This is a genomic window from Anaerosporobacter sp., assembly GCF_031551385.1.
Taxonomy (GTDB): domain Bacteria; phylum Bacillota; class Clostridia; order Lachnospirales; family Lachnospiraceae; genus Anaerosporobacter.
The window spans coordinates 1-11,979 of the sequence record NZ_JAVBNS010000006.1; the positions used below are offsets into that span (position 1 = coordinate 1).

An 11,979-nucleotide genomic window follows, 5' to 3' on the forward strand; every position below is an offset into this window, starting at 1 on the left:
AATTGTGCTGCTATTGCCTGCCACAGTTCCTGCTACATGTGTTCCATGGCTGTTTCCATAGAGTTCTACGCCCACTTTAGATGGTGTAACTTCACTGTCATCATCCGCATAATCATAAGCAAATGGTATTTTGTCACTCACATATCTTCCAGCCGCAACGTTATTCGCTGTCACTTCTTGCGAAACCATACTTTCTGTAATCTTTAAGTTTGCCAAAGCATCTACGGATAATGTGTCTGCTGAAAATGCTTCATGAGAGGTATCCAAACCCGTATCTAAAATTGCCACTACCATACCTTCACCATTATAATCCAAGTCATGTGCAACGCCTGAATCAATCATCTGGTTACTCGTTGTCATATTCGGTTCAACTACTTCATAAGTTCGTGCCACATAAGCAGTTTTTACTTCTGGCATTTTCTTAATTTCATCAAGTTGTCCATATTTTGCTTTTATTGCAAAACCATTCATAACCGTTGTGTAGTGATACAAAACATCATTTGACGATGTGCGTATCTTTTTGTTAATGCTTTTTACTACCTGATTCTGTTTTTCAATCATCTGTTCACTACTTAACTGTGCCTCATCTGAATCCAGATATGTCTCTGCATCTGTATAATAAGTTCTTGTCTGATAGTTCCCCGCAGCACTATCAAAACGCTCTAATAATGAATTCTCCTCAAGTTCAACTATAATTGTAACCTCGTCATCCTCTTGATAAGAATTCTCCTCCAATGGATTTTTTGATAATGTTTGTTTCTGTGTTGCACCTTTCGAAACACCACGTTCACTTTTTGCATAATCCGTATTCAACGCAGCTTGTAAGTACTGTGATGGTACAATGCTTGTGAACATAAGAGTTGTTGCCATAGCGACCGCCAGCCATCTTTTACGCATAATTTCCCTCTCTCCCGTTATGTATTTGTTAATTGGTCTATATAAGCTCTACTTCTTAAAAAGAGTAGAAAAAAAGCTTACCTTACTTCCCTTCAATAGTTCTGTAATTTAAGCATCTTCACTTATACACGTATGTAATTAACAGTAATATTTTATTATTTATTTACCCAAATGTCAATCTTATCAAACAACTTCTTGCTTTATAATTTAATACTTTTTAATATATAGCTAACTATTTATTATTGCGTCAAGTATTACCAAAAAGGACAGCATAAATGATTTCTCTTCATTTATAGCTGCCCTATATTATTTGTGTTTTTCTATTTGCGTTTATCTATTCTTCCCACTCAAGATCCGAATACTCTCTTCTCTTATCGCGAAGCAATAAGTCTGTTACCGCTTCCTTTGCAGACTTATCCTCGAATAAAACTTTATTAATCTGCTCTACAATCGGCATAGATACGTCATACTTCTTCGCTAATGCAAATGCTGCTTTCGCTGAATATACACCCTCAACTACTTGCTTCACTTCGTCCATTGCCTGCTTCATTGTATAGCCTTGTCCCATTAGATATCCTGCTGCACGATTACGACTATGCTTGCTTGTACAAGTAACAATCAAATCCCCTACTCCAGATAATCCTGAGAAACTTTCCATTCGTCCACCCATTGCAATTCCAAGACGGCTCATTTCTGCAATACCTCTTGTAATTAAAGCTGCTTTCGTATTATCTCCATAACCAAGACCATCTGCAACTCCTGCTGCTAATGCAATAACATTCTTTAGCGAACCACCAAGTTCAATACCAACAATATCCGGACTAGTATATACACGGAATCTTTCATTCATAAAGATATTTTGAATAAAATATGCGGTATCTTTACTATGCGCACCTACAACACAGGTTGTTGGAATTCCTTTGCTAACCTCTTCTGCATGGCTCGGACCTGACAATACTGCTGCATCCGGATTATTAAGTTCGTCCTCAACAATTTCACACAACGTCATTAAGGTATCCTCTTCAATTCCTTTTGCCACATTAACAACAATTTGTCTTTCCTTAATGTACGGAGATGCCAATTTTGCTGTAGATCTTACATAAGGTGAGGCTACTGCAAATACAATTAAATCTGGATTTTCACATGCATAAGGAAGTTCCCCTGTAATTTCAATATTATCTGGCAATTTTATTCCTGGTAACTTGTCGATCTGTTCTCTATGTGTTTGTAGCATCTCAATTTCTGGTTGTAATGCTGACCAAAGAATTACTTCATGACCATTGTTTGCTAATACAATTGAAAGTGCTGTTCCCCAGCTTCCTGCTCCTAATACTGTAACCTTACTCATTTATCACAATACCTCCCGGCAACTTTGTTATTTTACATCTACTTTTTGTCCTAATTTATTTTCTGTTCCATTAAGTAACCTTTTGATATTGTCTTTATGCTTATAAAAAGCTGACACTGTAAAAAGACAACTGACAATTAGCATATGTATAAATTGTGGATTACTTCTGTAAAATAGTAGTACCCCCATAGGAAAAATAATTGATACCGCCAAAGAACCTAATGATACATATCTTGTAATCGCTGTAATAATCACAAATGCTACTATTGCAACTAAAGTAACTCTCCAATCAAATGCTAATAGAGCTCCTCCTGTAGCCGCAATTCCCTTTCCTCCCTTAAAATTCAACCAGAAAGGATAATTGTGACCTAATATAACTCCAAGTCCTGTGTAGAGCGACAACAATTGAGGCTCTATCGCAGAATTTTGGAATAAAAAGAATCGAATTATCAAGATTGGTATTAATGCCTTGAACGCATCGCCAAAAAACGTAATCGCACCCGCCTTTACTCCTAACGTGCGCAATGCATTCGTTGTTCCTGCATTTCCACTACCATGTTCTCTTATATCAATATTATTTGCCTTTCCAACAATATAACTTGTCGAAATACAACCACACGCATATCCAATGCATAAGCAAATCAATATCTCAATCATCCTACTCTTTCTCCTTTCTTTCACGAATGATAAATTTAAGCGAAGTACCTGAGAAGCCAAATGCGTCTCGTATTCTATTCTCGATATATCTTGTATAAGAATAATGCATTAACTGTTTGTCATTTACAAAGATAACAAAAGTAGGCGGTTTGATTGCTACTTGTGTTATATAGTAAAGTTTCAAACGTTTTCCTTTATCTGAAGGTGGCTGTTGCATTGCAACTGCTTCCATCATAATTTCATTCAATACACCTGTTGCAATACGAAGTGCATGATTTTGAATAACAACATCCATAACATCAAAGATCTTGTTAACACGTTGTCCTGTCTTCGCTGAGATAAACACGATTTCTGCATACGGCATGAACGCTAATATATCACGGATTCTTCTTGTATGTTCATAAATGGTTTTATCATCTTTCTCAATTGCATCCCATTTATTAACCGCAATAATAATACCTTTTCCTCTTTCGTGAGCAATACCAGCAATCTTTGCATCTTGCTCTGTTACGCCTTCTTCTGCATCAATTACAACAACAACAACGTCGGCACGTTCTACCGCTGTTACTGTACGAATAATACTAAAACGTTCTAACTCTTCTTTTATCTTGCTCTTACGTCTAAGACCTGCTGTATCAATAAATACATACTCTTTATCTTGCCATGTGATTGCTGTATCAATTGCATCACGAGTTGTACCTGCAATATCCGATACAATAACACGTTCTTCTCCAACTAATCGGTTAATAATTGATGATTTACCTACGTTTGGCTTACCAACAATTGCAACACGTGGTCTTTCATCTTCTACTTCCTCTTCATCATTTTGTGGGAAGTATTTTGCTACTTCATCAAGCATATCACCTATACCAAGACGAGAAGCCGCAGATACTGGAACCGGGTCACCAATTCCAAGGTTATAAAATTCATATACATCTGACATAAATTTTTCAAAACTATCTACCTTATTAACAATTAAGATAACTGGTTTTCCAGATTTTCTAAGCATGTCCGCAACTCTAAAGTCCGCATCTACAAGACCTTGACGTACATCCGTAATAAATAAAATTACGTCTGCAGTTTCTATTGCGATCTCTGCTTGTGCACGCATGTGCTTTAACATTAAATCTTTACTCTCTGGCTCAATACCACCTGTATCAATCATTGTAAATTGATAATTTAACCAAGTGACATCTGCATATATACGATCTCTTGTTACTCCTGGATAATCTTTAACAATCGAGATTTTTTCTCCAGCAAGAGCATTAAACAATGTAGATTTACCAACATTTGGTCGTCCTACTATTGCTACGATTGGTTTACTCATTTCTATTCTCCTTACTATCTATGTTACTGTTCCTTCTGAAAACTAGTTTCGAACTACTTGGGGTTCAGTTCCATTCACTCAAACCAGCTCATCCTTAACATGATAACAATAATTCGTGTTTTTGTAAACTGTTTCTTATTTTGATTTCCAAAATATTTTTTTGTTCTTTTACAGTTTCTTACGCATGGTAACAAAAAAATCTAGGATTTCTTTATGCAATCATCTCTTTATAAAGTCATCGTTTCTACAAATGATTTCCCATCTTCTTGAGCAATTTTTATCTTAACTTGTAGTTCTCTTTCTATATCCGATACACACAAATCATCAAGCAAGACATCTTCTCCATCTCTTAGTAAAACATTTGGTAATATCAGATACTCTCCTAAGTCTTTTCCTTTGAGTTGCTTAATAATATCCTGCCCTGTCAGCAATCCTGCCACAGTAATATCTTTCCCGAAGAATTCATTTTCAATGGCATATACCTGTGCTTCTATATTCGGATATTTTGTCATAACCTCTTTTGCTAACTGTGTTATCGTTGGTGCTGCTAACACACCTGTCACCATTGCTATCTTTCTTGCCTTTTCATCTACTTCCACTTCTAAAAGATACTCCCTTACTTCATCGATCAGCGAGCGAACCATACCAACTCCATTTTCAATCTGTCCATATCCTTCATAATAATCTTCCTCTGGTATTGGCAGTCCTGCTGTAATATACCATTCATCACTTGCAAACACAAATCTATGTCCATGCTTCTCTTTTATTTTTTCTTGCCAAGAATGAATCTGCTCTAATACTTGTATCGCATCCTCTTTCGTAAACTTCTCCACCACGGCAAGATTGTCACGATACTTTGTCAAACCAATAGGAACTACAGACAAACTTCGCATATGTGGTATATACTGTGATAAATCTTCTATCGTCTTATCTAGTTCCTTTCCATCATTATAGCCTTTGCATAATACAATTTGACTATTCATCTCAATCTCATTCTCATAAAGTTTCTTAATCTTATTCAATGCCTCACCTGCAAAACGATTATTTAACATCTTGCATCGGAGTTCTTTATTTGTTGTATGAACAGAAATGTTAATTGGAGCTAATTTATATAAGATAATTCTATCAACATCTTCATCAGACATATTCGTGAGTGTTATATAATTCCCTTGCAAAAAAGACAATCTGGAATCATCATCTTTAAAATACAACGTTTCTCGCATACCTTTTGGCATCTGATCAATAAAACAGAAGATACATTTGTTACGGCAAGAACGATATTGATCCATTAAACCTTGCTCAAATTCAATCCCTAAATCTTCTTGGTATTCCTTCTCTATCTCTAATTCCCATTCCTCACCGTTCTGTTTCAAAATTAGTAACTCAAGATATTCATCATTTACCAAATAGTGATAATCAAATACATCTTCTATCTTATTCCCATTAATTCTTAGTAAAACATCTCCTTGCTCAATCTCCAATTCCTCAGCAATACTTCCTGCAGCCACACTCTTTACAATATGTTTTTTTTCTAACATGGCTCTCTTTCCTTCCTATTCCCACTATCATAATTTACGTATCACAACGCAAAACATAATTTATATGATACCAATTTATTATGTAATTGTAAATGTTCTTTTTCTAACGCAAATATCATGATTCAACTTGTTCATACACATTCTATCTTCTTGACGAAATTGCTTTCAAGTGTTATAAATGATAGAGAATAATTACGTATGACACTATTAGGAGGTACTTCATGACAAAAGTTTCATTTAGCGAACTAATCCCAGTCGCTCCCCTTAAAATATATGCTCATTCAAGCTGTGCTAATCTTGGCTTATTAATAAATGAGGACATTATCCACAGCAGAAACAACGACAACTCAGCAGAGAAGACACATGCACTCACACGCCTCGGTTATCAATCAGAAACCTATCTTCTTGATGCCGACTGTCCAAGATTCGGATCTGGCGAAGCCAAGGCTAAACTAAACGAGTCTGTTCACGGAAAAGATTTATACATACTTGCTGATGTCACAAATTACAGTGGAGAATATCAATCATCTGGAACGAATACATTCACTTCTCCAGACGATATCTTTCAAGATGTAAAACGTATTATCGCTGCTTGTAGCGGAAAGACATATCGTATAACTGTCATTCTTCCTTATCTTTATGAGAACAGACAAAACCGACGCAATGTACTAGAGTCTCTTGATTGTGCAACTGCTCTTCAAGAACTTGTTAGCATGGGCGTTGACAATATTATTACGTTCGAATCCCACGATCCTACTGTACAGAACGCCATCCCTATTCAAGGGTTTGATAATTTCACGACAGCCCTACAATTTATTCGTGAGATTGCCCAAACAGAATCCGATATCTCCTTTGACAAAGATCAATTAATGATTGTCAGTCCAGATGATGGTGGTATGGGTCGTGCTGTATATTACGCTAATGTTCTTGGTGTTGATATGGGTATGTTCTATAAGAGAAGAAATTACACCGCAAAAGAAAACACACATGGTAAAAACCCAGTTACCGGCTTTGAGTTCTTAGGTAATAATGTAGCTGGTAAAGATGTTCTTGTCGTTGATGATATGATTGCTTCTGGCACTAGCGCTCTTGATACCGCTTACGAACTCAAAAAGCGCAACGCACGTAACATCTACATCGCTGCTACATTTGGTTTATTTTCTGAAGGTCTTGAACGTTTTGATAAAGCTTACGAAGATGGCATCATCAATCGCATCTATACGACTAATTTATCTTATGTTTCTGATGAGCTAAAAAGCAAACCATATTATGCAAATGTTGATTTGAGCAAATATCTTAGTTTAATTATTAATACATCAAACCATGATACCTCTGTTAATGCATTACTAAATCCTACGCTACGTATCCAAGAACTTTTAGCCGAGATTAAAAAATAAATACTTTATGTCAAAAAGAGCTGTTGCAAAATGATTGATTTTACTCATCTATTTTGCAACAGCCCTTTTTGTTAATGCTCTTCGTATTAAGTATTCTATTCTACAGGAGAGCCACAGTATTCACACTCCCCTAATGCACCATCTTGAATCGTGTTATTTGCACCACAGTTTTTGCAAGTAACAACTCTTGGCCCTTTCTTTTCTGGCGTTGTCGCTTGATTGGTGTAATTTGCTTGAGTCGCATGAGTCTGCCCATATTGCATTTGCACTTGTCTTCCCCTAAGTTGTTGCTGCTTGAAATTTTGTTGTCTGAACATTCTTTCCTCTGCTGTTTCGTGTACCGAATTGCTATTTCTGGCAAAATTTTCAAGTACAATTTCTCGCTTATATTCATCAATATATGCATTTTCAATAAGCCTTTTTCTTATCATGTCCTGCAGTTCTTTATGCGCTTCTTCATAAGTAGTTGACAATGCACTCGCAACATAATCTATACTTCTTGTACTGTTGTTTCCGATTATTGCTATGTATTTTTGATATCGCTCAGCTCGTGCTCGTTTTCTTTTAGAATAAAAAAGCAAGTATACTCCTAAAACCATAAACACTATTCCTAATACCACAATTCCCGACAAAGCATCCACATCAGAAGTTGTTTCTAGTATATTCTCATCAAATACCGCCATACATATATAAATCGCTCCCAATACAATACACACCCAGCCTAATACTCTCGATATCTTTCCTCCTTGTAGTTCAAAAGAGGGTTGTGTTGAAATTTTTTTATATAGTAAGTATAAACCAAGTGGCCAGAACGCAATCAATACGATTACTACAAGTGCCCATGGTAGTGAATTTTTATTTTCCATAATCATTTGTTACCTTTCAATCTTGTTTTATAGGAGAACCACAATATTCGCATTCTTCTACTTTGCCTACTGCAATCTTGTTAATTCCACCACAATTTTTACATGTCACAGTCATATATTCAACATCTTTCGCTTGATTATATGTAGCAAACTGAGCACTATTTTGTGTATTTGAAACATGCATATTCGGAAATACAATTCGTTTATTAACAGAATCAATATATGCATTAACAAAAAACTTCTTCTGTATCATTTGTTTCAAATTAGACGTAATAACATCTGACGATGTCCCCATACTGTTTGCAAGTTCTTCAATTGACCCCGTTGGATCTGTCGATAAGTATGCTACATACGCTCTAAAATTAAACACTAATTTTTTTCTTGCTCTGCTTAATTTAATAAGCCATATTCCTAAACCAATAAATACAATGGCTGTGACCAGTGTTGATGTATCCACCTCCTGATCCACTATACATGATATTAACCCAAATCCACATACAAAGACCAAAATTGCACCAATACAGAGCTGTATCTTTTCTATAAGCTTACTTATAAAAAGAGTTCCTTTATTCTTATTCAACCTAAATGCCTCCTACTTTAGTCAACTTCACTTCTTGCTTTCTCTTATTGATTAGTGCAAGTAGCTCCGAAAGTAGATTCTCTACTTTAACGTCTTTTTCTTCTTTTGTATATTCCTGCATCAAAGTCAAATCCAATTTAGCTACAACATGCCCAATTTTTTCATCACTTGGCACAAGGGAAGAAGTATCACTATAGCGTAACTCTTCTGCTATCTTCTTAATTTGTTTTGAATATGGTGCATTCTTAGCATCACTACTTAGTAAATTAAGCTGGTTTATCACTTCTGTCAATGTCACAACTGCATTCATTACTCCAGTCTCTGATTTTTTAACACTTGATGCTGTAAAGTAACCAATAATAAATACAACGCATGCAATTACCCAAATTATTAATTGTAACGAATAAAAATGTGTTAAACCATCGCTTTCTCCCACGATATAGATGTAGGAAACAACGATAGAAACTAATGAACCGATACCCAAAGCAATACCACATACTGTTCTTAGAATAATCTGTGATGTTTTCTTGCTTAGGAATTCAATTCCTAACATGCCACCAAAGAATACAACTTCAGCTCCCATCATAAAACCAAGACAAATCGCTCTTTGTGTTGTTCTATCTTTCACTAACAATAAGTATAAAGCTCCCGTGAATACAACTAATATAATTCCGATTAATAAGAGTGCTTTACTTCTGTTTTTATTTTTGTTTTCCATATTGTCCTCCCCAATTATAATTTTTCACCACATTCTGGACAGAATTTCGGTGATCCTTCTATCGATACTCCACACTTAGGACAGCTCTTTACTAGTGACATACCACACTCTGGACAGAACTTTGTACTTTTAGAGATAGTAGCACCACATCCAGGACAACTTCCTGGTGCTTCATAACCACATTTATCACATTTTGAAGCGCCCTCTGGCATATCATAGCCACATTCCGGGCATCTATTATACTTATCACCGCATTCTGGGCAAAACTTCATATTTGGATTTAGTTTTGCACCGCAATTACTGCATTTCACTTCTGAATCCGTGCTCTTTTCACTTTCTGCATCAAATCCACATACACCACAAAAACGTTGCTCTGCATTCATTGCCGCATGACACTTTGGACATTTTTTCTGTTTTCCTGTCGCACTGTTACCTGTATTAAGTTCTCCAGACATTGTACCAAATGCATTACCTACAGAACCACCAAATCCCACGCCCATTCCAAGACCAAGACCAGCTCCCATAATCTGTGATGATGTGCCAGAATTCTTAGCAGCACCTTCTAACGTATCAAACGATCTCTCTTGTTGATAGTTATAGCCTATAATATTCATCTCAGCACGCTTTGCTAATGCAGCCTTTAATTTTTTTACAGCTGGATCTTCCTCTGGAATACTAAGATCATTTACATAGAAATTAACAAGATTGATTCCATATTCCTCCATTGTTGGCTCAATGCGTTCTTTCATAAAAGAGGATAATTCATCAATATATGCATTTATTTCAAGTAAACTAATCTGTTTATGTACTACATACTGCGATACCGCATCTTTAACTTTTGTTATATATACACCTCGAAAGAATTTCGTAACACTGTTTTTATCAAAAACAGGAAGTGCACCAACTAACTTAATCAAAAACTTTTTTGAATCCTCAATATGAATTCCAAAAACTCCGTTTGAACGTACAGGAACAAAGACTCCATACTTAGGATCTTGTATTTGTATTGGAGTTGCTGTTCCCCACTTGATATCCAATGAATATACCTTATTAATAAACCATACTTCTGCCGTAAATGGAGATCGTCCTCCAAACGGCAACTTCACAATTTTATTCAAAATCGGTATGTTAGCTGTATCTAACGTATGTCTTCCACTGCCAAATACATCAAGGACTTTTCCTCCCTTAACCAATATAGCCTCTTGTGATTCATTAACGATTAATTGTGTCCATGTTCCCAGTTCTTCACTCGGATACTTCCAAGCGAATACATCAGGACCTCCATTATATTTAACAACTTCTACTATTGCCATAATGCCCTCCTAACAATGATACTTCTTATTCTCTATTATTATAGTATTACTATATAATCCATTTACCTATTCAAGACGATGTTCCTCATCATCTACACTTATTAGTTTAACATTTTCTCCTCTTTATTTCAATTACTTATGATGCAGAACAGTAACCCCTAATATTCTTTTGCAAGAAACGCAGCCAAGTTCCCACGCATTCCTTTCGATGCACGATGCGAAAAGAAGATTTCATGGTTGCAGCATGTACAGATATTTGAATTCGTTATGTTTTCTCTTTTGATTCCTGCCTCTATACAATTTGCCTTATTCGCTAACCACAAATCAAGTTGGTACTTTCCATCTGCTTTCTTTTCTAATAATGTATCTGCAATCTCCTTGGAATATGCCCTCATAAACTCCACTGCTACATCTTCACTAACTTCATAGCAATCTCTACAGATTGATGGTCCTATTACTGCAATAATATCCTCGGCATTACTACCGAATTCTTTTGTCATCGCTTCCACTGTATGCAAAGCCATCTTATTCACAGTGCCTCTCCAACCAGAATGAGATAATCCAATTGCCTTATTCTTCGTATCTATAAAATACAAAGGAACACAATCCGCATAGTACGTTACAAGCGGAATATTATCACAATTCGTAATCAAACCATCAAAGCCCTCTAACTCTCTTGGATAACGATATCCCTTTCCTCCGTCTTCTTCCTTTACAACATAAATCTTCGTATCATGCACTTGATCCGAGAATACTAAATCTTCTGGATTAACATGAAGCACTTTGCAAATTCTACGATAATTCTCACGAACATTTTCTTCTTCATCACCTCTAGAAAAACTAAGGTTCATTGATGAGAGATGCTCTTTGCTTACACCACCTAAACGAGTTGAAAAACCATGTTTGATATATGATTGCTCCTCTAATACAGGAAATGTTACATATCCAACATCACCATCAAAATGTAACTCTCCCTCCTTTTGTCCTTCCGCATTATAAACAATATTGCTCACTTGATTTTTGTCTTTATATTTTAATTGAATATCTTTCATAGTCACTCCTATAGTTATCTGTTTTTTTAATTGTTCATTTCGTTATCTACGCTTTATTATATCATCTTTCCCTTATTTTTGCCACTTACTCTCCATCAATGACTTTTTTGCAAATTAAAAAGTCCCTTCTAGTTTATCACTATTTGGGGACCACGCATTTTAGTTAACACTCTCTATTTTGTTATAATAATTGTTTTATCAACTTTCTTTCCACTTTCTACAAAGAATGTGTTTAACTGGATTTGTTCTTTTGATATATCTATAATTGTATAAGAGGATTCTTTTT

General features: G+C 35.7%; 11 protein-coding genes. 1 reads left to right on the forward strand and 10 read right to left on the reverse strand.

Features of this window, described 5'->3' with window-relative positions:
- From RMR19_RS00760 to RMR19_RS00780, 5 genes are all read right to left on the reverse strand, one after another.
- On the reverse strand, nt 1–897 hold an 897-nt coding region (locus RMR19_RS00760; protein ID WP_310601643.1), incomplete at its 3' end, for a S8 family serine peptidase.
- 334 nt (nt 898–1,231) lie between these two features.
- Nucleotides 1,232–2,245, reverse strand: a complete 1,014-nt coding sequence (locus RMR19_RS00765; RefSeq protein ID WP_310601644.1) for an NAD(P)H-dependent glycerol-3-phosphate dehydrogenase — start codon at nt 2,243–2,245, stop codon at nt 1,232–1,234.
- A 27-nt stretch (nt 2,246–2,272) separates the two neighbouring features.
- The gene (gene plsY / locus RMR19_RS00770) at nt 2,273–2,899 is read right to left on the reverse strand and encodes a glycerol-3-phosphate 1-O-acyltransferase PlsY (RefSeq protein WP_310601653.1); all 627 of its coding nucleotides are present in this window, start codon (nt 2,897–2,899) and stop codon (nt 2,273–2,275) included.
- 4 nt (nt 2,900–2,903) lie between these two features.
- A complete protein-coding gene (gene der / locus RMR19_RS00775) occupies nt 2,904–4,229 on the reverse strand; it encodes a ribosome biogenesis GTPase Der (protein ID WP_310601645.1) in 1,326 nt (441 codons plus the stop codon).
- Nucleotides 4,230–4,456: 227 nt separating this feature from the next.
- On the reverse strand, nt 4,457–5,767 hold the full coding sequence (locus tag RMR19_RS00780) for a DUF512 domain-containing protein (protein WP_310601646.1): 1,311 nt from the start codon (nt 5,765–5,767) through the stop codon (nt 4,457–4,459).
- A 221-nt stretch (nt 5,768–5,988) separates the two neighbouring features.
- Here RMR19_RS00780 and RMR19_RS00785 point away from each other — a divergent pair, with 221 nt between their 5' ends.
- Complete coding sequence (locus RMR19_RS00785) at nt 5,989–7,164, forward strand: ribose-phosphate pyrophosphokinase (RefSeq protein WP_310601647.1); 1,176 nt, start codon at nt 5,989–5,991, stop codon at nt 7,162–7,164.
- A 95-nt stretch (nt 7,165–7,259) separates the two neighbouring features.
- Here the strand turns inward: RMR19_RS00785 and RMR19_RS00790 are convergent, their stop codons facing one another.
- From RMR19_RS00790 to pgeF, 5 genes are all read right to left on the reverse strand, one after another.
- Nucleotides 7,260–8,030, reverse strand: coding sequence for a hypothetical protein (locus tag RMR19_RS00790; protein ID WP_310601648.1), 771 nt, complete (start codon nt 8,028–8,030; stop codon nt 7,260–7,262).
- Nucleotides 8,031–8,046: 16 nt separating this feature from the next.
- On the reverse strand, nt 8,047–8,610 hold the full coding sequence (locus tag RMR19_RS00795; protein WP_310601649.1) for a hypothetical protein: 564 nt from the start codon (nt 8,608–8,610) through the stop codon (nt 8,047–8,049).
- A gap of 1 nt (nt 8,611) precedes the next feature.
- Entirely contained in the window at nt 8,612–9,328 is a 717-nt protein-coding gene (locus RMR19_RS00800) for a hypothetical protein (RefSeq protein ID WP_310601650.1), read from the reverse strand.
- Nucleotides 9,329–9,342: 14 nt separating this feature from the next.
- Nucleotides 9,343–10,641: an SPFH domain-containing protein gene (locus tag RMR19_RS00805; RefSeq protein WP_310601651.1), complete on the reverse strand. Its 1,299-nt coding sequence runs from the start codon at nt 10,639–10,641 to the stop codon at nt 9,343–9,345.
- A 158-nt stretch (nt 10,642–10,799) separates the two neighbouring features.
- Nucleotides 10,800–11,693 (reverse strand): peptidoglycan editing factor PgeF, encoded by an 894-nt coding sequence (pgeF, locus tag RMR19_RS00810; protein WP_310601652.1) that lies wholly within the window; start codon nt 11,691–11,693, stop codon nt 10,800–10,802.
- Nucleotides 11,694–11,979 lie beyond the last annotated feature (286 nt).